Genomic DNA, 22,539 nt, shown 5'->3' with positions numbered 1-22,539 from the left:
CTTCTCGGAGGTGATGGACCGGTCGACGATGTTCAGCAACGACATGCGGGTGTGTTCGTCAACCATGGACGCGATCTTGATCGTCTTCCCATCGACGGTGGAATCGAACTGAAAGTCCAATGCCCACACCACTTTCGGTGCGTCCGCGACAACGACCGGGACCGATGACTGGCCGGCCCGTTTGCGGCGCGGAGCGCGCCGCACCTGCAGTCCTTCCTCCTTCCACAGGCGGTGCACCTTCTTCTTGTTGATCTCGATACCGTCGTCGAAACGCAGGTGCGCCCACGCGCGGCGGAACCCGTGCCGGGGGGTTCTTGCGGGCATACGTGCGTAACTGCTCGCGCAGCGCGGCGTCGGGGTCGGACGGGGTGTGCGCTTGCGGCAGCCGTCGATAGGCGGAACGGGAAAGCCCAACTACCCTGCACGCCATACGTTCTGACATGTTCTTGACGTCCTTGAGCATGTCGATGGCGGCGCGTTTGGCGGTCGGGCTCAGAATTTTCCCTTGGCGATCTCCCGCAGCGCGTCTTTCTCGAGTTCGGCATCGGCGAGCAACCGCTTGAGTCGGCTGTTCTGCTCGCGCAGCTCTTTGAGTTCCTTCGCGGCGTCACCGTCCATACCGCCGTACTGGCGGCGCCAGTTGTACAAGGTGGCCGCCGACACCTCGAGATCGGCGGCGATCGCCTCGCCGGTCTTGCCTTCGGCGGCCAACTCGTCGGCCCGGCGCAATTTGCGCACGATGTCCTCCGCCGAGTGACGCTTGCGTCCTGCCATGGTCCTCATCGTCCCTTCTCTGCCCTCATCAGGGCAATCGGGACTCTAAAACAACCCGGACCGGTTCACGGGGGACACGCCACCCCCGTCCGAGAAACGACCTCCGTCAGACGCCGACTGCAGCGCCGGTCAGCGGCGGATTCGCCGTGAGAATTGCGTTCTCTTCCGCACTGAAAGCTCTTGCGCGAGAGAGGAATCGGACACCTTCCGGCGCCTCCAGGCTGAATCCGGCACCGCGACCCTTCACGACGTCGAGGATCAACTGGGTGTGCTTCCACAATTCGAACTGGTCGCCGTTGATCCAGACCCGCACGTTGGGAAGGGGCTCGGGCAGTTCGATGGTTCCGACGAGGACGTCGCGCTGGCCGACCCGATAGTCGCCGACGGGATAACACATCGGCGCCGAACCGTCGCAGCATCCGCCGGACTGGTGAATCATGAGCCCGCCGTGCAGCTCCGACAACTTGGTCAGGAGCTGCACGGCGGCGTCTGTGGCGATCACACGATCAGGCACCGCTCCGTCCGCGGCCGCTGAGGCCGACGTCGACGGGGTTGATTCTGTACTGCTCATCGTTTACCTCTCACTGTGATCTGAACCACAGAGTAGTCGCTGTTCTGTTGCATCCGCGTTGCACACGACGAACGCCGCCACACAACCTGAAAAAGGTTGCGTGGCGGCGTCGACGTGCCTGGCGTCAGGATCAGAAGAAGCCCTTGGCGTTCTGCGCGTAGCCGACCAGCAGGTTCTTGGTCTGCTGGTAGTGCTCGAGCATCATCAGGTGGGTCTCGCGGCCGATGCCCGACTGCTTGTATCCACCGAACGCGGCGTGTGCCGGGTAGTCGTGGTAGGTGTTCGTCCACACGCGTCCGGCCTGGATCTCGCGGCCTGCACGGTAGGCGGTGGCACCGTCACGGCTCCAGACGCCCGCGCCCAATCCGTAGAGGGTGTCGTTGGCGATGTGGATGGCGTCGGCGTAATCCTTGAAGGTCGTGACGGCCAGCACCGGACCGAAGATCTCCTCCTGGAAGATGCGCATGTTGTTCTGTCCGGAGAAGACGGTCGGCTTGATGTAGTAGCCACCCTCGAGGTCGCCACCGAGGTGAGCAGCCTCGCCGCCGATGAGAACCTTTGCACCCTCGTCCTTGCCGATCGCGAGGTACGACTGGATCTTCTCGTACTGATCGTTCGACGCCTGGGCACCCATCATGGTGTCGGTGTCGAGGGGGTTACCCTGCTTGATCTTCGAGACACGGTCGACGGCCTTCTCGATGAAGTCGTTGTAGATGTCCTCCTGGATGAGCGCGCGGCTCGGGCAGGTGCAGACCTCGCCCTGGTTGAGCGCGAACATCGAAAAGCCTTCCAGCGCACGGTCGAAGAAGCCGTCGTCGGCAGCCATCACGTCGTTGAAGAAGATATTCGGGCTCTTGCCGCCGAGTTCGAGAGTGACCGGGATCAGGTTCTCCGAGGCGTACTGCATGATCAGGCGGCCGGTCGTGGTCTCACCGGTGAACGCGATCTTGCGGATGCGGTTGCTCGACGCGAGCGGCTTGCCCGCCTCGACACCGAAGCCGTTGACCACGTTGATGACACCCGCGGGGAGGATGTCGGCGATCAGACTCATCACGTACAGGATCGACGCCGGGGTCTGCTCCGCAGGCTTGAGGACAACGGCGTTGCCCGCGGCGAGAGCGGGCGCGAGCTTCCACACGGCCATCAGGATCGGGAAGTTCCACGGGATGATCTGGCCGACGACGCCGAGCGGCTCGTGGAAGTGGTAGGCGACGGTGTCCTCGTCGACCTCGGAGATCGAGCCCTCCTGAGCACGCAGAGCGCCCGCGAAGTAGCGGAAGTGATCGATTGCCAGCGGGATGTCGGCGGCGAGGGTCTCACGAACAGCCTTGCCGTTGTCCCATGTCTCGGCGACGGCGATCTTCTCGAGGTTCTCCTCGAGGCGGTCGGCGATACGCAGCAGCACCAGCGCGCGCTCCGCGACAGCCGTCTTGCCCCATCCCGGAGCGGCCTTGTGCGCGGCGTCGAGCGCGAGGTCGATGTCCTCGGCGGTCGAGCGCGCGACCTCGCAGAAGGTCTTGCCGTCGACAGGCGACGGGTTCTCGAAGTACTGCCCCTTCACGGGCGGGACCCACTGTCCGCCGATCCAGTTGTCATAGCGGGACTCGAAGGACATCACCGAGCCGTCGGTACCCGGCTTTGCGTAGACAGTCATTGTGTAGCTCCTCAGTGCCATTTTCTCGTTGCCACACAAGCCACTCAATAGGCCGTGTGTGATCTGCTGCACACATTAGGAGCGAAGTGGTTGCAGCCACGTTGCAGTAACGTTTGCAACGTTGCGGCGTCACATCGCCGCAGTTCAGAGCACTGATCAGAAGGGCAGCTCGGCCACGGCCATGGCCTTCGTGACGTCGCCGGTGAGCGAGATACCTGCCGGATCTATGACCAGGCAGCGACCGCTGTCCGAGAAGACAAGCTCGTCGAGTTTCACCCAGAGGACGCCCGGTGCGGTGGTCAGCTCGAAGAAGTACCGCCGCATCGGCGACGGTCGCCGCCTGGTCGAGGAGATACTGAGTCCACAAATGCGCTCCCACTGCCGGCTTGCGCAGATCACGCTCACCGAAGTCAGCATTCTCCAAGTAGAGAAGGTGTGCGCCGAAGCCACGCTCATTCATGCCGTCCGCGGTTTCGACGCCGTAGACTGTCGTGACGACCGAGCCGTACTTCGACGTCCAGCGAGCACCGTTCGCAGCGATCTCCTCCCCGCCTGCAAGCGCTCCGTCGCGCGTGATTCCACGCGGCATCGCGGTGATCACCGGCATGGTGGTGTCAGGCCAATCCATGGTGCGCGCTACGACGTACGGCTCGCTCTTGTTCCACAGGATTCGTGTGCACATCGGTCAGCCCTCGGTAGCGAATCGCAGGAGCCCGGCAGCGGAGACACCGTCGGGTAGATCGTCGGACCGCACGCTCATCACACGGGCACCGGGACCCAGTGCGGCTCGCGCGATCTCCTCGAGGGCATCGAGGTCGTCTGCAGGGTCGAGGACCAATGCGCCTGCGATGTCGATGTGCCCTGCGACGTGGGCACTCATGTCGATGATGACGGTGTCGACCTGCCCGAAGGTTGCTGCGCGGGCAAGCTCGGCCAGCAGCGGAGTCGCGACCACGTGCCGGTACCCGCTCAGGTTGGTGAAGATCGCCGCGAGTGGCAGCGACACTGCGTTCAGTGTCGGACGAATCCGTGGTCAACCGCGCCGGGCGTACTGACTCAGTCGCACCTTGCGGCCCTCGCGACCGAGCAGCGTCCGTCGGTGACGCACGCACAGCAGACACTACGTCGATCACGATCGACTCGGCATACCCCCATTTGGGGGTCAAAGGGTTGGTGGAGACCCGTTCAGCGAAACCGTCAGACGCCGTAACGACGGTCGAGAATCCTGATCCGACCCCCGACGAGCGCGCGGTCGGGGTGCCCGACGGGTAGCCGATGCTCAAATCTGCGCCACGCGGCCAGGTCGTCACGGCCATGCACCGACGACGTCCATGCCCGCAGCGCGGCCACCTGTCCCTCGGCGATGACCCGCGAGCGGACGTCCTCGCGAAGCTCCTCGAACAGTTCGCTGATCCCGGGAGCGTTCGACTCGACGAGCAACCCGCCACGACCGATCGCCTCGATCACCGGAACGAGATCGCCGTGGCCCGCGATCTGCTCGCGGAGATCTCCCACGTCAGACGACAATTCGACGGTCAGGCGGTACGGCCTGGACTCGATCACATCGGTACCGAGGTCGCGTCGCAACCGAGAGATCTCGGCACGAACGGTGACCGGGTCGACGCCGTCGTCGGCGAGCATCAACGCCAGTTGTTCGGTGTTCAGGCCCTCGGGATAGCGCTGCAGCAGCAGCAGGATCTCGGCGTGGCGTCGAGACAACGACCTCCCGTTCGCGGCACCTCCCCCACGCTGCCAGCGATACGCGTTGTCGGCGAGCACGGTCAGTCGTGCTCGAGCGCCTACCTCGAAGGTCGACGCAACAGAAAGGTCGACGGCCCGCGCCCTCAGTTCACGCTCGACGACCGCCACCACGGAACGGACCGCTGACAGTGCGAAGGGAGCAGCTACCTCGCGGCCACCGGTCACGTCGATCACGCCGATGACGTGCCCTGTCGCGGGGTCGTGGACCGGCGCTGCCGCGCAACTCCACTCCTGCACGGGACTCGAGAAGTGTTCGGGCCCAACCACTTGCACACCGCGGCCGGTCGCCAACGCAAGCCCGGGAGCATTGGTGCCGACGACCTCCTCGCTCCACACCGAGCCCTCGACGAAGTTGATATGGCTGGCCCGATCCCGCGCAGACGCCTCGCCCTCCACCCAGAGCAGCCGACCGACATTGTCGGTCAGCGCCAACACAACACCTGAGTCGGCGATGTCGTCGAGCATCAGAGATTGCACGACGGGGCGCACCGCGGTGATGGGATGCTCCTCGCGGTACCGCACGAACTCTTCGTCGCTCATTGCCTGCGCTTCGACAGCACCGGCCGCTGGGTCGATGCCACGCTGTAACGAACGCGCCCACGAATCGCCGACGACGGACCGCACTGTCTCGGGGACCGCGCCGCTCGCCAGGAACTCCTCGTAGGCCCGGCGGATCGTCGAGGACACCGCAGCAGCGTCTGTCATGCGCCCTCCAAGTATCCCGTCGGGGCTGATCGACACCCGACGTTCACTCAATTGTGCCGTGCAGAGTGTGATCTCAGCAACAAGACCGAGGTCGAAGCGGCACCGACTACAGTAACCGGCCGTTACGACGCGGGTAGCGCGCACGCAAATAGCTGTACAGATACGTGCTGACGAGGAGCGAACCCGCCGACACGATCGCGGGAACGAAAAACATGTTGTTCCACGAGTCGCGAACCATCGCGATCGCCCACGCGATCACGCACACAACGGTCAGTAACACCGCCAAGAAGCGCACGATCAGGACAAGCAAGGTGACAACCGACCACAAAACGACCCGGGTCTGCTCGTACGAGCTGGTTTTCACCACACAAGCGTATCCATCTTTGCCGCTGCGAGCAGGGCCGGAGAAGTTCGCTGTCCGGTTAGTCCATTTTCGTGAGCAGGTCTAACTTTTTTGGTCGTAAGGTCAGTAGGAATGTCTACAAAAAAATGACCCGGGGGAGGCACGTTTGCGACGCCGACATCGTCCACGCCGGCAGATCGCGCTAGTCCTGTTCGCATTCGCCTCGGCGACCACCATGGTCGCGACGGGCTGCAGCATGGACGGTGCGCGGACGGTCAGTACGACCGGTCCGAATGCCATCATCAGTGCCAACGGCACCGAGCCGCAGAACGGACTCGTCACGACGAACACCGCCGAAAACGGCGGCGGTCGCGTGGTGGATGCACTGTTCACCGGGTTGTACTCATACGACGCCGACGGCAAACCCACGCTTGCGAACGCCGAGTCCGTCGACACCACGGACAACCAGACCTACACAGTTCATCTCAAGAAGGACTGGAAGTTCACCGACGGGACACCCGTCAAAGCCGAAAACTACGTTCGCGCATGGAATTTCGGCGCCGCGACGAAGAACGCCCAACTGCAGCAGAGCTTTTTCGAGCCGATCGACGGATATGAGGCGGTCGCAGGCGAGAACTCGACGGCCGATCAGATGTCGGGCCTGAAGGTTGTCGACGACCACACCTTCACCGTTCGCCTGACGCAGCCCAACATCGACTTCAAGTTGGGACTTGGCTTCACACCGTTCAAGCCGCTCCCCGACGTATTCTTCACCGAGGGCGCAAAGGAATTCGGCGAACACCCGATCGGTAACGGTGCCTACAAGATGGCAGGGCCCGACGCGTGGCGCCACAACGTGCAGATCAACGTCGTACGCAACGACGATTACAAGGGCCCCGACAAGGCACGCAACGGCGGGATCGACTTCGTCCTCTACTCCAGCCTCGACACCGCCTACACCGACCTCACCTCCGGCAATCTCGATGTCACGGACACGGTGCCGGTCAGCGCGCTCAACTCCTACAAGAAGGCGCTCGGCAAGCACGCACTGACCAAACCGACTGCGTCCAACCAGCAGATCGCGATCCCCTACTACCTGCCACACTTCGCCGCGGGGCGCGAAGGAGAGTTGCGTCGTGCGGCGCTCTCGATGGCGATCAACCGTCCGGAGGTCACCAAGGTGGTCTTCCGTGGTGCCCGCACCCCGTCGAGAGACTTCACGGCACGCTCCCTACCTGGATGGAACGGCGATATTCCGGGCAGCGACGTCCTCGACTACAACCCGACGAAGGCCAAGCAGCTGTGGCAGGAGGCCAACGCCATCGCGCCGTGGAGCGGTTCCTTCCAAATCGCCTACAACTCCGACGGCGATCACCAGGTCTGGGTCGACGCGGTGTGCAACCAGATCAAGAACACCCTCGGTATCGACTCGCACGGCGCTCCACAGCCGACGCTCAAGCAGATCCGCTCGGCGATCACGAGTAAGACGATCAAGACCGCCGCGAGGACGGGCTGGCAGGGTGACTACCCGTCGATGCTGGAGTTCCTCGCGCCGATCTTCGTGACGGGAGCCGGTTCCAATGACGCGCAGTACGTCTCGCCGGAGTTCGACTCGCGGCTGACCGCCGCGCAGCGTGCACGCACCGACGACGAGTCCTACCGGCTCACCAACGTCGCACAGGAAACCCTGCTCAAGGATCTGCCGAACATTCCGCTGTGGGACTACATCGGCGCCGGAGGCTCGGCGTCGGAGGTCACCGCGCAGTTGGCCTGGAACGGCTTGCCCGACTACCCGAACATCACCAAGGAAGCGAAGGAGTGACCCGGTGACCAGATATCTCCTCATCCGTCTGGGACAGATGGTGATCGTCTTCTTCGGCGCCACGTTCCTCATCTACGCCATGGTCTTTCTCGTCCCCGCCGATCCCATCGCGGCTCTCGGTGGCGGAAAACCCATGTCCCCGGCCCTGATTGAGCAACTACGCGCGCAGTATCACCTCGACCAACCGTTCTATGTGCAGTACTTCAACTACATCGGCGGAGTTTTCCACCTCGACTTCGGTACCTCGTTCTCCGGGCAACCGGTGTTCGACGTGATGAAGCGCGCGTTCCCGGTGACGGTCAACCTGACCCTGATCGCGCTGGTCGTCGAAACGATCGGTGGCGTGGTCTTCGGTGTGATCTCCGGCCTGAACAAGGGGCGCTGGTACGACACCGCGATCCTGATCGTCACTCTCATCATCATCGCGATACCGATCTTCGTGCTCGGCTTCGTCGCGCAGTACCTGCTGGGTGTGAAGTGGCATCTGTTCCCGGTCACGGTCGGCGGAAACCTCGACTTCTATCACCTCATCCTTCCCGGATTCGTCCTCGGCGCAGTCTCATTCGCCTACATCGTGCGACTCACGCGGTCGGAGGTCGCCGACAATCTGACCGCCGACTACGTACGCACCGCGTCGGCCAAGGGTCTTCGACGACCCCGCGTGATCACCGTGCACGTCCTGCGCAACTCGCTGATTCCGGTCGTCACGTTCATCGGCACCGACGTCGGAGTGCTGATGGGTGGAGCCGTCGTCACCGAGGGCATCTTCAACATCCCCGGCGTCGGCGGAACGATCTATCAAGCGGTCATCCGTGGCGAGGCCCCGACCGTCGTCTCCTTCGTCACGGTGCTCGTGCTGATCTACCTCGTCTGCAACATCGTCGTCGACTTGCTTTATGCCGCACTCGATCCGAGGATTCGCTATGCCTGAGACCCCACACACCGACGCAGCTCTGAACGCGTACCCCAGCTTCTTTCCCGGCCAGGACCGCTTCGTCGCCGACGCCGAAGACGTCGAATTGCTCAAGGTCGACGAGTTCGTCGACGACGTCGATCCGGCAGGCTTCTGGAAGTCCGCGTGGCAGGAGATTCGCACCAAGCCGGTGTTCATCGTCTCGATGATCCTGCTCGTCCTCATCCTGCTGATCGTCGCGTTCCCCGGATTGTTCGCGCATCAGGATCCGCGGTACGCAAACCTCGAGGACTCGCTGCTCTCACCGAGTTCCGCGCACTGGTTCGGCACCGACTTGCAGGGCCACGACATCTACGCGCGTGTGATCTACGGCGCGCGCGACTCCGTGCTCGTCGGAATCCTGACGACGCTCGCAGTGGTGATCGTCGGTGGATTCCTCGGCATCTTCGCGGGCTTCTACGGCGGCTGGCTCGATTCGTTGATCTCCCGACTCGCCGACATCTTCTTCGCCATCCCGCTGATCCTGGCGGCCGTGGTCACCATGCAGATGATCTCGGCGCGCACCGTCTACACGGTGGTGCTGGTCCTCGCGATCTTCAGCTGGCCCCAAATCGCCCGTATCGCACGGTCTTCCGCGATCTCGGCGCGCAACGAAGAGTTCGTCGACGCGTCGCGCTCGCTGGGCTCGTCGCGGTTCCGCACCCTGTTCACCCACGTGCTGCCGAACTCGCTCGGTCCGGTCATCGTCATCTCGACGATCTCGCTCGGCGTCTTCATCGTCACCGAGGCGACGCTGTCGTACCTGGGCATCGGCCTGCCGTCGACCGCCGTCTCCTGGGGCATCGACATCGCCGCGGGCCAGCAGTTGCTGCGCGAAGGTCAGCCCATCTTGTTCTATCCCGCTGCCGCACTTGCCATCACGGTCCTCGTGTTCATGATGCTCGGCGACGTGCTGCGCGACGCACTCGACCCGAAGGCGAGGACCCGCTGATGACAACGGACACAACGAACTCCGAGCTGACCTCCGACAACGAGACCGCTGCACCGGCACCGCTGCTCGAAATCTCTGACCTACGAGTCGATTTCCGCTCACGCGGGCGCGACGTACCTGCGGTACGCGGCGTCGGACTCACGGTGTATCCCGGTCAGACCGTCGCCATCGTCGGCGAATCCGGCTCTGGCAAGTCGACAACTGCCGCAGCGGTTCTCGGACTGCTGCCCGGCAACGGCGCCGTGACCGGCGGAAAGATCCTGTTCGACGGCAAGGACCTTGCACAGGCGTCGCGACGTGAGTTCGAGAAGGTCCGCGGCAGCGGGATCGGCCTGGTGCCACAGGACCCCAACACCAACCTCGACCCGGTGTGGCGCGTCGGATTCCAGGTCCGCGAGACGCTCGTCGCCAACGGAGCGGCCAAGCGCGGCGAGGCTCGCACGCGTGCCGTCGAGGTGCTCCGGCAGGCAGGCCTGCGCGATCCCGAGAAGCGTGCGGCGCAGTATCCGCACGAGTTCTCCGGCGGCATGAAGCAGCGCGCACTCATCGCGATCGGTCTCGCCGGAAAGCCCAAGCTGCTCATCGCCGACGAACCGACGTCGGCACTCGACGTGACGGTGCAGCGCGAGATCCTCGACCACCTCGCCACGCTCACCGACGAACTGGGCACGGCCGTCCTGCTGATCACCCACGACCTCGGCCTCGCCGCCGAGCGCGCCAGCCACCTGGTGGTCATGTACCGCGGCCGCATCGTCGAATCCGGCCCGGCGCAGGAGATCCTGACCAACCCGCATCACGAGTACACCAAGCGACTCGTCGACGCCGCGCCGTCGCTCTCGTCCCGCCGCGCCGACCGCCACAAGCCCGCCGCCCCGCTGGCCGAGCCCACCCCGCTGGTCGAGTCCACCCCGCCAGTCGAGTCCACCTCGCTGGTCGAGCCGGCCGCGAGCGAAGCGAGCAGCCGAGTCGAGACCACCCAACCGCAGGCCGAGCCCACCCCGCAGGCCGAGCCCACCTCGCTGGTCGAGCCGGCCGCGAGCGAAGCGAGCAGCCGAGTCGAGCCCACCCCGCCCGCCGAGCCGGCCTCCACCCCGGCGGCCGAGCCCACCCCGCTGGTCGAGCCTGTCGAGACCACCCCCACCGAGGTCGTCGTCGCGGCGAATCTCGTGAAGGACTTCCCCATCCGCGGCTCGGTCCCGTTCCGCAAGGCAACCCCGTTCCGCGCCGTCGACGACGTCAGCTTCACGCTCAACCGCGGCACCACCACGGCGGTCGTCGGCGAGTCCGGCTCCGGCAAGTCGACGGTCGCGCGCATGGTGCTCGGACTCCTCGAACCAACTTCGGGCACAGTGCATTTCGACGGCAGCGACGTGACATCCCTCAAGGGCGCGCAAGCCAAGTCTTTTCGACGCCGCGTGCAGCCGGTCTTCCAGAATCCGTACGGCTCGCTCGACCCGATGTACTCGATCTACCGCGCGATCTCCGAGCCACTCGTCGTGCACAACATCGGCGACAAGGCGTCGCGCATCGCCCGCGTCCGCGAACTCCTCGACCTCGTCGCACTCCCGTCGTCGGTGATGCAGCGCTTCCCCAACGAGCTCTCCGGCGGGCAGCGTCAGCGTGTCGCGATCGCACGTGCGCTGGCGCTGAACCCCGAGGTCGTCGTGTGTGACGAGGCCGTGTCCGCTCTCGACGTCCTCGTGCAGGAGCAGATCCTGACCCTCCTCGACGACCTGCAGCACGAACTCGACCTGACGTACCTGTTCATCACCCACGACCTCGCCGTCGTCCGTCAGATCGCCGACCGCGTGCTCGTCATGCGGAAGGGCACGGTCGTCGACGACGGCACCGTCGACGACGTGTACGAGAACCCGACGTCGGACTACACGCGTGAACTGCTCGCAGCGATCCCCGGACGAAACCTCGAACTTCAACAGTGAACCCTCGCGCTCGACGGCGTCGAAGGGCGACAATGGACAGATGAAGACGTTGCTGAACATCATCTGGTTGGTTCTCTGTGGTTTCTGGATGGCGCTCGGCTACGTCATCGCAGGCATCATCTGCTGCATCCTGATCATCACGATCCCCTTCGGTATCGCGTCGTTCCGGATGGCGAACTACGCACTGTGGCCGTTTGGTCGGACGGTGGTCCGCGATCCCGAGTCGGGAGCGTGGTCTGTGATCGGGAACATCATCTGGATCATCGTCGCAGGTTGGTGGCTGGCACTCGGGCACCTGACGACCGGAATCGCGATGTGCCTGACGATCATTGGCATCCCGCTCGGCATCGCGAGCTTCAAGATGATCCCCGTCTCCCTCATGCCTCTCGGCGCACGGATCGTTCCCAGCGATGCGGTGCGCAACGACACCGTCATGGCCGCGCCGCGAGCAGCCTGACCCATGAATCGACGCCGGCGAAACACTGCGTTCGATTCGACCCATCCACTCCGGTGACCGGATCCGAACACCGGGCATGACCAACCGCCAGCGATCCGCGCCACCCTCGCATGTCGCCGTCGTCGGCAGCGGGGTCGCGGGTCTGACCGCCGCGCACGTGCTCTCCGGGAGCAGCCGTGTGACGTTGTTCGAGGCCGACGACCGACTCGGTGGCCACGCCCACACACACTCGGTGACCATGCCGGACGGAAGTGTCGTCGGCGTCGATTCGGGCTTCATCGTCCACAACGACCGCACCTACCCGACGCTGCTGCGACTTTTCGCCGAGCTGGGCGTGGCAACCAAGGACACCGACATGTCGATGTCGGTCAGCTCAACGGCGACCGGCCTCGAGTATGCGGGCGCCCTCGGCTTCTCCGGCTTGTTCCCCACACCGCGCAATGCGACGCGAGGCCGCTACCTACGCATGCTCGGTGAGGTGACCCGATTCCATCGGGCGGCGCGCGCACTCCTCGACGCCCCTGACTCCGACGAGCCGCTCGACGACTTCCTCGATCGCGAGCACTTCTCCCCCTACTTCCGCGAGCACTTCATGCTGCCGCTCGTCGCCGCCGTGTGGTCGTGCGACGCGGCAACCGCCAGCCGCTACCCCGCGCGCTACCTCTTCACCTTCCTCGATCACCACGGCATGTTGTCGGTGTTCGGGTCGCCCACGTGGCGCACCGTCGACGGCGGGTCGGACACGTATGTCCAAGCCGTCGCCGACGGCATCCGACGCCGCGGCGGCGCAGTCCACGTGAGCACCCCGGTCCGGCACATCTCCGAGAACTCCGACGGCACTGTCGAACTCGCCATCTCGCCCGGAACGCAGAACTTCGACGCGGTCGTCGTCGCCACCCATCCTCACCAGGCTCTCCGATTGCTCGACGCCCCGAACCCGCAGCAGCGTCGAGTTCTCTCCGCCATCGACTACGCACCCAAACCTGCTGCGCTGCACTCGGATACATCGCTCATGCCGCGAGCACGTCGGGCGTGGGCGTCGTGGAACTACCAAATTCACAGCGACCCGTCGGGAGCGATCGACGACTCACAGGTCGCAGTCACCTACGACCTCACCCGGCTCATGCGTCTGAATCCCGACCATCCCCGCATGCTGGTGACACTAGGCCGCACCGACCTCGTCGACGCATCGACCGTCATCGCCGAGATGACCTACGAACACCCCATCTACACGACGGAATCCGTTGCAGCACAGGCATTGCTTCCGGACATCAACACCGACTCGATCGTCTTCGCTGGCGCCTACCACGGGTGGGGTTTTCACGAGGACGGCGCGCTCTCCGGAGCGCGCGCCGCAGAGCGTCTCGGTGTCACATGGGATTCGGCGCGGCAGCGCACGGTCGACGACGAGCGGGAGTCGGCATGACCGACACGACCGCGCAACTAGTGCATAGTCGCATCACCCACACCCGACTATCGCCGGTGCGGCATGCTTTCACCTACCGCAGCGTCTCGTGGCTCGTCGAGATCGACCGTCTGCCAACACTTTCCGCCCCGCTACGACCCTTCGCTCGGTTCCTCGGAGCCGATCACTTCACCGAACCGATGGTCGACGGCCAGACCCTGCGCGACCGCCTCGACGCCCACCTCCGCAGCGTCGGCAAGCGTGTTCCCGACGGAAGGGTCGTGGCGTTGATGTCGCCGCGAGTCGCGGGATACGTCTTCAACCCGCTCAGTGTGTATTGGTGCTACGACGCCGACGGTTCACTGGCGTACGCGGTCGCCGAGGTCCACAACACCTACGGCGGACGTCATTGCTACGTCGTCGATCTCGACGATCAGGGGCGTGCAGAAGTCGACAAGGAGTTCTACGTCTCGCCCTTCAACGACGTGTCGGGCCACTACCGGCTGCGGATGCCGCCACCTGCCGACGGACGCGTCGCTGTCTCGATCGTCCTCGAGCGCGCCGGCCACGAACCCTTCGTCGCTTCGCTGTCGGGTCGCATCGAACCCGCGACGCCGCGTGCGATCGTCGCTACCGAGGTGCGCGCCCCGCTCGCCCCGCTCGTCGTCTCCGCCCGCATCCGATTCCAGGGAATCAAGCTGTGGGCCAAGCGACTCCCGATCGTGCCCCGCCCCCCGCTGGTCGAGCCCACCCCGCCGTCCGAGCCCACCTCACCGCTGGTCGAGCTTGTCGAGACCACCCCGCCCGCCGAGCCCCAACCGCTGGTCGAGCTTGTCGAGACCACCCCGCCCGCCGAGCCCAACCCGCTGGTCGAGCTTGTCGAGACCACCCCCACCCGAAAGGTCACCGATGAGTAGTCCCGCCACCGACTCCGACTCGCATGACACCCCGCCGCCCGCGCTCGACACCGATCTCACCGCGGCCGACGCCCGGCGCTGGCCCGACGTCGCGGCCGTACCCACCGGCGCGGCCGCGCGGGTCCGTGGACGCGCCGCGGCATGGCTATTCCGCCACGCGACCACCGGGATCGGAGTCCGCATCGAGTTCCCCGACGGCTCACGTCGCGGAAGCAAGACCGAGACCGTGTTGCCGCGCATGATCGTTCGACGCCCGGTCGCGTTCTCGCGTCGCGTCGGCTCGGGCGGTCTGATCGGGTTCGGCGAGTCCTTCATGGCGGGCGACTGGACCACCGACGATCTCGTCGGCGTCCTCACCCCATTCGCCGAACGAGTCGCCCGGCTCGTCCCGAAGCCGCTGCAAACCCTGCGCGCCCTGGTCCTACCCCGACATCCCGCCGACGAGGAGAACACCGCCGCCAACACGCGCAGCAACATCGCGCGACACTACGACCTCTCCAACGACCTCTTCGCGACCTTCCTCGACGAGACGATGACCTACTCGAGCGCCCTGTTCGACGACCCGTCCCTCGACGCAGACGCCACGCAGACCCCCAAACCGACCTCCCAGGTCGGATTCGACGACCTCGCCGATGCCCAGCGCCGCAAGGTCGATCGCCTACTCGACGCCGCGGGTGTCGGTCCGGGCTCGCGCGTCCTCGAGATCGGAACGGGCTGGGGCGAGTTGTGCCTGCGCGCTGCAGCACGCGGGGCCACCGTGCGATCGGTGACACTCTCGAGCGAACAACGCGCGCTCGCGATGCAGCGCGTCGACGAAGCAGGTTTCGCCGACCGTGTGCAGATAGACCTGCTCGACTACCGCAGCGTCACAGGCACCTACGACGCCGTGATCTCGGTCGAGATGATCGAAGCCGTCGGTGAAAAGTATTGGCCCATCTACTTTTCGACGATCGACCGCGTACTAGCGCCAGGCGGGCGCGTCGCCATCCAGGCCATCACCATGCCCCACGACAGGATGCGCGCCTCGCGGAACACCTATACCTGGGTGCACAAGTACATCTTCCCCGGCGGGCAGCTCACCTCACTGCCCGCACTGCGCGACGTCACCGCAGAGCACACCCGACTTCGCCTGCGCGACAACCTGTCCATGGGCCATCACTACGCCGAGACACTGCGACTGTGGCGCGAACGCTTCACCGCTCGCCGCGCCGACGTCGAATCCCTCGGTTTCGATTCGACGTTCATGCGCATGTGGCAGTTCTATCTCGCCTACTCCGAGGCGGGATTTCGCGCGGGCTACCTCGACGTGCATCAACTCGTCTTCACCCGTGATGACGACTCAGCCGCGAGCACCGACTCATGACAGGACTGACGGGGTGGGCGGGCTTCGGCGTGGTGACCGGAGCGTCGTTGCTGTTCATCGTTGTCCTGCAAGCGATCACGTTTGCGGTGGGGCGTCGTTTGGGGCACTACAACGTGGTCGACGTCATCTGGGGATTCGGATTCGTCGGGATCGGCTGGATCGCACTGATTCTCGGCGGCGGCGACATCACCCGACGGTGGATTCTGGCGCTCGCCGTCACGGTGTGGGGTCTGCGACTGACATGGCACATGCTCGGCAAGGTTAGCGGCAAGGGTGAAGACCCGCGCTACGCGAAGGTTCTCGGCGAGAACCCGTCGGCCGGGCGCGTGATCCGCAAGATCTTCGGCACCCAGGGCGCCGCACAGTGGTTCGTGTCGCTGCCGCTACAAGTTTCCGCGGTCACGCACGCAACGCACGGAATCTGGTGGATTGTGTTGATCGCGGGAATCGTGGTCTGGGCCATCGGTATCTCGTTCGAGGCGATCGGCGACGCCCAGATGACGTCGTTCAAATCCGATCCGTCCAACAAGGGCAAGATCATGGACCGCGGACTGTGGGCCTGGACGCGGCACCCCAACTACTTCGGCGACTCCGCCGTCTGGTGGGGCATGTGGCTCATCGCCGCGTCGGCGTGGCCCGGAGTTCTGACCGTGCTCTCACCCGTCGTGATGACCTACTTCCTGGTGTACGCAACCGGCGCGCGTCTGCTCGAAGAGTCGATGAGCAAACGAGACGGCTACCCCGAGTACCAGCAGCGCACGTCGTACTTCTTCCCCCTGCCGCCGAAGACGCGTGAGGGGGCGGGCAGTCAGGGTCATGCGCCATGACCGTCCCGCTCGTAGCCCCCGCACCTCCGACCCGCTTGACCTGGTCGAGTTCAACCTCGTCGTCGAGTCCGGCGGGACTGAAGAGTCTGGCGTGGTTGAGGGTCGGCACGTCGCCAATTAGGGTGAACTGCGATGAACGCAGAGGCCTGTCGGTGACCGCTGACCACGATGCCGGCGACCGGCTGCCCGCACTTCTGGAGAAGATCGCTTCGGGAGACGAGCTCGCATTCGCCGAGTTCTACGACCTCACCAGCCATCGCGTGTACGGCATGGTGCTGCGCGTTCTGCGCGATCCCGGCTACAGCGAGGAGACCACGCAGGAGGTCTACCTGCAGGTCTGGCGGTCAGCGTCGACGTTCCGCGCCGACCTCGGCTCGGCGCTGAGCTGGCTCATCACCCTGGCGCACCGTCGCGCCGTCGACCGCGTGCGATCGGAGACCGCGAGCAGCCGCCGCGAGGAGAACTACGGAGCGCAGGACTACACCTCGACGTTCGACGAGGTCAGCGAGGCCGTCGACAAACGGGAGACCAGCTCGCAGGTCCGCGGCTGCCTCGAAACGCTGACCGACGTGCAGCGCGAATCGATCGGCCTCGCCTACTACGAGGGGCTCACCTATCGCGAGGTCGCCGAGCGACTGTCGGTGGCGCTCCCCACCATCAAGAGCCGTATCCGCGACGGAATGGCCCGCCTCCGCTCATGCCTCGGAGATCGTGATGTCTGACGAAAAGCCAACCACCCCAGCATCTTCCGACGACAACCTCGTCAGCCTCGCACCGATGCTCGGTCTCGACGCACTCGGTGCGGCCGAGCGCGACTCGGTCGCCCGACGCCGCGCGAAGGCATCGGACACCGACCGCGCCGCCTTCGACCGCGACGTCCGACTCACCCGCGAGGCGATGGCCTCGGTCAGTTCCACCACATCCGCGACGCCGCCACCCGAACTACGCGACCGCCTGCTACAGCTCATCCGCACCGAGCCCCAGGACGACGCCCCCGCGCCCCGCCCAGCGGGCCTGACGGCCGTGGACGCCTCCCGCCGGCCCGACGCGCCGGCGGACCTTTCTCGCTGGTCGAGCCGGTCCGGAGCGCCAGCGGACCCCTCCCGCTGGTCGAGCCGGTCCGGAGCGCCAGCGGAGGACCGAGTCGAGACCACCCAACGCAACCGTCGCTTCCTCTACCTCGCCGCTGCGGCCATCGTGGCTGTCGCGATCGGAGCCGTCGGCTGGGTCGTCGGCGCCAATCTCTCGTCCGACAACAAGCCTCAGCAGACCACCGCGCAGCAGGTGTTCGACGCCAAGGACATCCGCACCTCGTCGGGTTCGGTCGCCACCGGCCGCGCGACCGTCGCATACTCCGAGAGCGCAGACGCGGGCGTGCTGGTCATGAACGACGTGCCACCACCCAAGTCCGGGACGGTCTACCAGATGTGGCTGGTCGGGCCCGAGGGCGCAACGTCGGCGGGCACCATGACCGACAAGGACGTAGCACCGTCGACCACCGCGGTGATCCCGCACATCGGAAACGCGAAGGCGCTGGCGTTCACCGTCGAGCCGCCCGGTGGTTCGACGACTCCGACCAGCAGCTTTGTCGCCGAACTTCCACTGAGCTAGGTTCCGCGCCGCAGTTGCGTGGGACACACGGGGGCATTTTTGTACCCGTGTGTCCCACGCAACTTTTCAGATCAGATGCTTCGGGTGCAGACGCGTGGGCATCAACTGCAGTAACGCCAACTGACCGGCCATCTGCCAACGATTTTCGACGGCCTCGGAGTACAGGTCGTCGATCGCAGCCTTCCCGAGCTTGTGCGGCCCGACGATGCGATAGCACGACTGGTTGAAACTGCCGAACCACAACTGGACGAACAGCTTGGGGTTCACCATCATTCGCCACGCCGGCACCAGGCAACCGATCTCGCTGGCGAGCGCATCCAGGTACAGCACCTGCGACGGGATTGCCTCCGTGTGGCCGGGACTAAGCGCAGTCCAGTGCTCTTCCCACTCCTTCTCGCGACCGATGCGTTCATCGATGTTCGACGGCGGGGCGAGCTTTCCGCTGCACAACCGTGCGAAGTACCGCGCCTGCATCTCCGCACAGATCGGGATGCCACCCGAGAACGGCCGGACGAATCCGATGAACGCCGCAGTGCCGTCGTGTTCGGGGTGCAGGAAGTGCTTGTAGAGGTTACGCACGTTGCCGTCCTTCACCTGCAGATCGCCGATCGACAACTTCTCGGTGGTGAAGCCGGTGCACAGCACGATCGCGTCGAACTCCGCCGATCTCTCGTCGCGGAATCGCACCGTCGAACCGTCGGAACCCGCGATTCCGCTGTCGTTCAACGTCACTCGGCCGTCGACGAGACTCGGGATGAAGCTGACGTTCTTGCAGAAGATGGCCCGCTGCGCCCAGCTGCCGTCGGGATGCGACCGTCGATTCCAGGTGCGAATCATGTCCCAGTTGGCCGCGTTGTCGAGCGTGTCCACGTCGATCTTCGCCGGTTCCATCGGCTGTCCGAGAGGATTGACGTCGGCCTCGACGGTGCGCCGACCTCCCGGCGCCCTACCCGCGTACGCGCGCACCACACCTGCCGCAGTGATGAACACACCCAGCACCACCGACATCGCCAGGAACAGCGCCTTGATCACCGAGTTGCGGCCCCATGCGGTGTCGAGCACTAACGGATACTCCGCCGACCTCCGGCACATCTCGTGGGCGTGCGCACGCACGGTTCCGTTGTCGGTCGTCCTCGTACGGTTGAAGACACGCGGCAACAGGTAGGTGTAGGAGCGGATCGCAAGAGTGCATTCCGTTGCCACGTCACCGATTTCGCGCACGAGGTCTGCACCGGATTCGGCCATGCCGACAATCAGAACCCGCTTTCCCGCGAACCGGTCGCTGTTGCGGTACTCCGACGAGTGCACGATCTCCCCGGTGAAACCCTCGAGCCCCGCGATCGCGCGGTTGGGCGTCTTGAACGGTCCAGAGCAGACGGCGACCGCGTCGAAGCTCTCCGACCACGTCGCACCCTCGCGTGAGACAGTCACCGTCCAGCCCTGTTCGTCACGCCGGATATCGGTGACCTCTGAACCGAACGTGATGCTCTCGGCGAGGTCGAATCGGGCCGCGTACTCGCGCAGATACTCCAGATACTGCGCGCGCGTGTAGAACACGCGGCCGTCGGCAAACGGGTGATCCGAGTAGGCCATGAGTTTCATCGAGACCGTGAGCATGAGGTTGTCGTAGGCCTTCATCTGCTCGTCGTCGCCCTCGTAGCGCAGCCACAGGCCACCGAGGTCGGTGTTCTTGTCGAAGCAGACGACGTCGTGCCCCTCGTCGCGCAATTGCTTGATCGTCGTCAGACCACACGGGCCCGCACCCACCACACACACCTTCACGGCAATTCCTTCGAGTTTCCGGGCGTCGAATTCGACGGCCAACCGATCGAGACTTAGGGAAGGCTAACATCACCTACTCACTTGCGGGTATGGCATATCCGCAGGTCAATGGCTCACACCGGTCAATTCGGGCCAACCCGACACGGATTGCGCATCGCCCTTAATCGTCGCCAAATCACTACTTGCGCCCGATTGACAGACAGGACCAGAGCATTCACACTTGTTGCATCAGTTGCTACTCGTTGCGTTATACGCAACCGTCAATGCAAGGGTCGCCGCCGACCCCCGCCACGCCTGCCACCGCGATCCCCCACACCGCCAAGAGAGACTTCGATGGCCGATGCACACTGACCCGCCCCAGCAGAATGCGCGGTCGACCGCACACCGAGCCGACCCGGCCATGTGCACTGTCATCGACACACGCATCGTCGGCCAGAGTCTCCCGGGCCAGCTCTACGTCGACCAGAAGTGGTTCGACGTCGACCTCGACGAGATCTTCGCCAAGCAGTGGATCTTCGTCGCCGCCGAAGCCGAGATCGCAGAGCCCGGCGACTACGTCACCGTCGAGTTCGGTGCGCGATCGGTCATCGTGACGCGTGACAACCTCGGCAACGTCCGCGCCCATCACAACGTCTGTCGCCACCGCGGAGCCCGCCTGATCACGCAGGCAAACGGCTCGACCGGCACCATCGTCTGCTCGTACCACTCGTGGACCTACGGCACCGACGGTCGCCTCATGTACGCCGAGGCCCAGGCTCCCGACTTCGACAAGCGCTGCTTCTCGCTCCGCTCCGTCGCAGTCCGCACCATCGCCGGCCTCGTCTTCATCTGCCTCGCCGACGACCCGCCAACCGACATCGACGACGTCGCGCGCATCGTCGAACCGTATCTCGCGCCGCACAAGCTCGCAGAGGCCAAGGTCGCCAAGCAGACCGACCTTGTCGAGAACGGAAACTGGAAGCTCGCTATGGAGAACAACCGCGAGTGCTATCACTGCGGCGGCCATCCGGAACTCCTGAACGTCTTCTTCCCGACCTGGGGCTACAGCGACTCCGACGCCATCCCCGACCGGCTCACCGCTGTCGTGGAACGTTATCGACGTGCTACCGCGGAACTCACCGACACGTGGACCCGCTTCGGTCTTCCCTATCGTCGCATCGCCCAACTCGACTCCCGCCCAACGGGATTCCACATCGAGCGGGAGGCAATGGATCTCGCGGGCGAGTCGTTCACACTCGACGGAACCACCGCGTGCACGCGCCCGCTCTCCGACGACCTACCCGACCGCCGACTGGGCCGACTCTCGATGCACCTGCAACCGAACATGTGGTTGCACGTGACCAGCGATCATGCAGTGTTGTTCTCCGTCATACCGATTCGGCCCGACGAGACACTCGTGCGCACCACCTGGCTGGTCAACGCTGCGGCAGTCGAGGGCGTCGACTACGACCTCGATCGACTCACCGGGGTCTGGGAGATCACCAACCAGCAGGACGCCGACCTCGTCCGGCTCGCGCACCGTGGCATCGCCGATCCCGCCTACGTTCCCGGCCCGTACGGACCGTCGGAGTTCCAGGTCGAGGCGTTCATCAACTGGTACGTGACGCGGCTGCGCGTCAACCTCGGACTCGACGCCACACCCGATCAGATCGCCAAGAGCGCGTGATGAGCACCGACCACCTCCTCGTGTGCGTCGACCGCACCGAACTCACCCGCGACATGGCGACGTTCACCTTTCGCACAGTCGAACCGTACACATTCGTGTTCAACCCGGGGCAGTTCCTGTCCGTCGGAATCGAGATCGACGGCCGCGTCGTCGAACGGTGCTACTCGATTTCGTCGTCGCCCACCCGCCCCGACACCCTGTCGATCTCGGTGAAACGCAAACTCGGCGGCCACGTGTCGAACTGGTTGCACGACAACATGTCTGAAGGCCGGACCATCACTGCATCCGGGCCACTCGGCCGGTTCAGCTACATCGACAAGGCCGCAACCAAACTCTTGTTGATCTCCGCCGGGAGCGGCATCACACCGGTGATGTCGATGCTGCGGGCTGCCACCGATTCCGACAGCAGCACCACGCCCGACATCGTCTTCATCCACAGCGCCCGCACGCTCGACGACATCCCGTTCCGCACCGAGCTCGACGACCTCGCCGTCACGCACCCCAAAGTCGCTGTCGCCTTCGCCTGTACACGCCTCACCGGCGACGATTCGGGCGCCGCGTGGTCGGGGCATCGTGGCCGACTCGACGCCGCTGCCCTCGCCCGCATCTGCCCCGATCTCGCCGAGAGGGAGGTCTTCCTCTGTGGGCCAGGCCAGTTCCGTGCGGGTGTCCGTTCGGCTCTTGTCGCCTCCGGCGGTTCGCTGACGCGAATTCACGAGGAGAGCTTCGGCTTTCGGCTGCCAACCAGCGACGACGGCACTCCCTCCGACGGCGTCAGCGTCGACTTCACCCGCCGCGCACGCCGTATCCACGTCGGCGCAGGTACGACGATCCTCGCCGCCGCGGCGGCTGCGGGAGTCACGCTCCCGTCGTCGTGCGGTGTCGGCCTGTGTGGCTCGTGCAAGGTGACCAAGACCTCGGGCGACGTCGTGATGAACCATCAGGGCGGAATTCACCGACGCGAAATCGAGCAGGGCAAGATCCTGCTCTGCTGCTCCGAACCACTCTCGCCCGTCGTGATCGATCTGTGAGGACCC

General features: G+C 64.9%; 22 protein-coding genes. 13 read left to right on the top strand and 9 right to left on the bottom strand.

What is annotated here, in order from left to right; translation table 11 throughout:
* From GOSPT_RS16925 to GOSPT_RS16890, 8 genes are all read right to left on the bottom strand, one after another.
* On the bottom strand, positions 1 to 324 hold a 324-nt coding region (locus tag GOSPT_RS16925), incomplete at its 3' end, for a helix-turn-helix domain-containing protein (RefSeq protein WP_005207654.1).
* A 168-nt stretch (positions 325 to 492) separates the two neighbouring features.
* A complete protein-coding gene (locus GOSPT_RS16920; RefSeq protein ID WP_245548733.1) occupies positions 493 to 774 on the bottom strand; it encodes a transposase in 282 nt (93 codons plus the stop codon).
* 106 nt (positions 775 to 880) lie between these two features.
* Entirely contained in the window at positions 881 to 1,345 is a 465-nt protein-coding gene (locus GOSPT_RS16915; protein WP_005207653.1) for a DUF779 domain-containing protein, read from the bottom strand.
* A gap of 130 nt (positions 1,346 to 1,475) precedes the next feature.
* A complete protein-coding gene (exaC, locus tag GOSPT_RS16910) occupies positions 1,476 to 2,999 on the bottom strand; it encodes an acetaldehyde dehydrogenase ExaC (RefSeq protein ID WP_005207652.1) in 1,524 nt (507 codons plus the stop codon).
* On the bottom strand, positions 2,938 to 3,627 hold the full coding sequence (locus tag GOSPT_RS24680) for a linear amide C-N hydrolase (protein ID WP_373278557.1): 690 nt from the start codon (positions 3,625 to 3,627) through the stop codon (positions 2,938 to 2,940). The genes exaC and GOSPT_RS24680 overlap by 62 nt, the downstream gene beginning before the upstream one ends.
* Positions 3,628 to 3,684: 57 nt before the next feature.
* Positions 3,685 to 4,005 carry a hypothetical protein gene (locus GOSPT_RS16900; protein ID WP_005207650.1) on the bottom strand — a complete coding sequence of 107 codons (321 nt, stop codon included), beginning with the start codon at positions 4,003 to 4,005 and terminating at the stop codon, positions 3,685 to 3,687.
* 191 nt (positions 4,006 to 4,196) lie between these two features.
* Complete coding sequence (locus GOSPT_RS16895) at positions 4,197 to 5,465, bottom strand: GAF domain-containing protein (protein WP_005207649.1); 1,269 nt, start codon at positions 5,463 to 5,465, stop codon at positions 4,197 to 4,199.
* A 106-nt stretch (positions 5,466 to 5,571) separates the two neighbouring features.
* Complete coding sequence (locus GOSPT_RS16890; RefSeq protein WP_005207648.1) at positions 5,572 to 5,832, bottom strand: hypothetical protein; 261 nt, start codon at positions 5,830 to 5,832, stop codon at positions 5,572 to 5,574.
* 211 nt (positions 5,833 to 6,043) lie between these two features.
* Here GOSPT_RS16890 and GOSPT_RS16885 point away from each other — a divergent pair, with 211 nt between their 5' ends.
* The 11 genes from GOSPT_RS16885 (at position 6,044) to GOSPT_RS16835 (ending at position 18,054) form a co-directional block, all read left to right on the top strand.
* Positions 6,044 to 7,630 carry a peptide ABC transporter substrate-binding protein gene (locus tag GOSPT_RS16885; RefSeq protein ID WP_197501529.1) on the top strand — a complete coding sequence of 529 codons (1,587 nt, stop codon included), beginning with the start codon at positions 6,044 to 6,046 and terminating at the stop codon, positions 7,628 to 7,630.
* A 4-nt stretch (positions 7,631 to 7,634) separates the two neighbouring features.
* On the top strand, positions 7,635 to 8,561 hold the full coding sequence (locus GOSPT_RS16880; protein WP_005207646.1) for an ABC transporter permease: 927 nt from the start codon (positions 7,635 to 7,637) through the stop codon (positions 8,559 to 8,561).
* A complete protein-coding gene (locus GOSPT_RS16875) occupies positions 8,554 to 9,534 on the top strand; it encodes an ABC transporter permease (RefSeq protein WP_005207645.1) in 981 nt (326 codons plus the stop codon). The genes GOSPT_RS16880 and GOSPT_RS16875 overlap by 8 nt, the downstream gene beginning before the upstream one ends.
* A complete protein-coding gene (locus GOSPT_RS24380) occupies positions 9,534 to 11,474 on the top strand; it encodes a dipeptide ABC transporter ATP-binding protein (protein ID WP_005207644.1) in 1,941 nt (646 codons plus the stop codon). The genes GOSPT_RS16875 and GOSPT_RS24380 overlap by 1 nt, the downstream gene beginning before the upstream one ends.
* A gap of 40 nt (positions 11,475 to 11,514) precedes the next feature.
* A complete protein-coding gene (locus tag GOSPT_RS16865; RefSeq protein ID WP_005207643.1) occupies positions 11,515 to 11,931 on the top strand; it encodes a YccF domain-containing protein in 417 nt (138 codons plus the stop codon).
* A gap of 76 nt (positions 11,932 to 12,007) precedes the next feature.
* On the top strand, positions 12,008 to 13,357 hold the full coding sequence (locus GOSPT_RS16860) for an NAD(P)/FAD-dependent oxidoreductase (RefSeq protein WP_005207642.1): 1,350 nt from the start codon (positions 12,008 to 12,010) through the stop codon (positions 13,355 to 13,357).
* Positions 13,354 to 14,253, top strand: coding sequence for a DUF1365 domain-containing protein (locus GOSPT_RS16855; RefSeq protein ID WP_005207641.1), 900 nt, complete (start codon positions 13,354 to 13,356; stop codon positions 14,251 to 14,253). Before GOSPT_RS16860 ends, GOSPT_RS16855 begins: the two co-directional genes overlap by 4 nt.
* Positions 14,246 to 15,616 (top strand): SAM-dependent methyltransferase, encoded by a 1,371-nt coding sequence (locus tag GOSPT_RS16850; protein WP_005207640.1) that lies wholly within the window; start codon positions 14,246 to 14,248, stop codon positions 15,614 to 15,616. Before GOSPT_RS16855 ends, GOSPT_RS16850 begins: the two co-directional genes overlap by 8 nt.
* A complete protein-coding gene (locus tag GOSPT_RS16845) occupies positions 15,613 to 16,443 on the top strand; it encodes a DUF1295 domain-containing protein (protein ID WP_005207639.1) in 831 nt (276 codons plus the stop codon). Before GOSPT_RS16850 ends, GOSPT_RS16845 begins: the two co-directional genes overlap by 4 nt.
* Positions 16,444 to 16,595: 152 nt before the next feature.
* A complete protein-coding gene (gene sigK, locus GOSPT_RS16840; RefSeq protein ID WP_005207638.1) occupies positions 16,596 to 17,165 on the top strand; it encodes an ECF RNA polymerase sigma factor SigK in 570 nt (189 codons plus the stop codon).
* A complete protein-coding gene (locus tag GOSPT_RS16835; RefSeq protein WP_005207637.1) occupies positions 17,158 to 18,054 on the top strand; it encodes an anti-sigma factor in 897 nt (298 codons plus the stop codon). Before sigK ends, GOSPT_RS16835 begins: the two co-directional genes overlap by 8 nt.
* A gap of 66 nt (positions 18,055 to 18,120) precedes the next feature.
* Here the strand turns inward: GOSPT_RS16835 and GOSPT_RS16830 are convergent, their stop codons facing one another.
* Positions 18,121 to 19,836 carry a flavin-containing monooxygenase gene (locus tag GOSPT_RS16830; RefSeq protein ID WP_039856430.1) on the bottom strand — a complete coding sequence of 572 codons (1,716 nt, stop codon included), beginning with the start codon at positions 19,834 to 19,836 and terminating at the stop codon, positions 18,121 to 18,123.
* 400 nt (positions 19,837 to 20,236) lie between these two features.
* Between GOSPT_RS16830 and GOSPT_RS16825 the strand changes: the two genes are divergently transcribed.
* The gene (locus GOSPT_RS16825; RefSeq protein WP_005207635.1) at positions 20,237 to 21,502 is read left to right on the top strand and encodes an aromatic ring-hydroxylating oxygenase subunit alpha; all 1,266 of its coding nucleotides are present in this window, start codon (positions 20,237 to 20,239) and stop codon (positions 21,500 to 21,502) included.
* Complete coding sequence (locus GOSPT_RS16820; RefSeq protein WP_005207634.1) at positions 21,502 to 22,533, top strand: FAD-binding oxidoreductase; 1,032 nt, start codon at positions 21,502 to 21,504, stop codon at positions 22,531 to 22,533. The genes GOSPT_RS16825 and GOSPT_RS16820 overlap by 1 nt, the downstream gene beginning before the upstream one ends.
* The last annotated feature ends 6 nt before the right edge of the window (positions 22,534 to 22,539 follow it).

The organism is Gordonia sputi NBRC 100414, assembly GCF_000248055.1.
GTDB lineage: Bacteria > Actinomycetota > Actinomycetes > Mycobacteriales > Mycobacteriaceae > Gordonia > Gordonia sputi.
This window is presented reverse-complemented; position numbering and strand designations above follow the sequence as displayed.

What these genes read in the sequence shown, in the direction of transcription:
- GOSPT_RS16835 (WP_005207637.1), top strand. Translation starts at nt 17,158, where the DNA reads ATGTCTGACGAAAAGCCAACCACCCCAGCATCTTCCGACGACAACCTC.
- GOSPT_RS16915 (WP_005207653.1), bottom strand. Translation starts at nt 1,345, where the DNA reads ATGAGCAGTACAGAATCAACCCCGTCGACGTCGGCCTCAGCGGCCGCG.
- GOSPT_RS16895 (WP_005207649.1), bottom strand. Translation starts at nt 5,465, where the DNA reads ATGACAGACGCTGCTGCGGTGTCCTCGACGATCCGCCGGGCCTACGAG.
- GOSPT_RS24680 (WP_373278557.1), bottom strand. Translation starts at nt 3,627, where the DNA reads ATGGATTGGCCTGACACCACCATGCCGGTGATCACCGCGATGCCGCGT.
- GOSPT_RS24380 (WP_005207644.1), top strand. Translation starts at nt 9,534, where the DNA reads ATGACAACGGACACAACGAACTCCGAGCTGACCTCCGACAACGAGACC.
- GOSPT_RS16845 (WP_005207639.1), top strand. Translation starts at nt 15,613, where the DNA reads ATGACAGGACTGACGGGGTGGGCGGGCTTCGGCGTGGTGACCGGAGCG.
- GOSPT_RS16885 (WP_197501529.1), top strand. Translation starts at nt 6,044, where the DNA reads ATGGTCGCGACGGGCTGCAGCATGGACGGTGCGCGGACGGTCAGTACG.
- GOSPT_RS16825 (WP_005207635.1), top strand. Translation starts at nt 20,237, where the DNA reads ATGTGCACTGTCATCGACACACGCATCGTCGGCCAGAGTCTCCCGGGC.
- GOSPT_RS16865 (WP_005207643.1), top strand. Translation starts at nt 11,515, where the DNA reads ATGAAGACGTTGCTGAACATCATCTGGTTGGTTCTCTGTGGTTTCTGG.
- GOSPT_RS16850 (WP_005207640.1), top strand. Translation starts at nt 14,246, where the DNA reads ATGAGTAGTCCCGCCACCGACTCCGACTCGCATGACACCCCGCCGCCC.
- GOSPT_RS16820 (WP_005207634.1), top strand. Translation starts at nt 21,502, where the DNA reads ATGAGCACCGACCACCTCCTCGTGTGCGTCGACCGCACCGAACTCACC.
- GOSPT_RS16920 (WP_245548733.1), bottom strand. Translation starts at nt 774, where the DNA reads ATGGCAGGACGCAAGCGTCACTCGGCGGAGGACATCGTGCGCAAATTG.
- GOSPT_RS16855 (WP_005207641.1), top strand. Translation starts at nt 13,354, where the DNA reads ATGACCGACACGACCGCGCAACTAGTGCATAGTCGCATCACCCACACC.
- GOSPT_RS16875 (WP_005207645.1), top strand. Translation starts at nt 8,554, where the DNA reads ATGCCTGAGACCCCACACACCGACGCAGCTCTGAACGCGTACCCCAGC.
- exaC (WP_005207652.1), bottom strand. Translation starts at nt 2,999, where the DNA reads ATGACTGTCTACGCAAAGCCGGGTACCGACGGCTCGGTGATGTCCTTC.
- GOSPT_RS16860 (WP_005207642.1), top strand. Translation starts at nt 12,008, where the DNA reads ATGACCAACCGCCAGCGATCCGCGCCACCCTCGCATGTCGCCGTCGTC.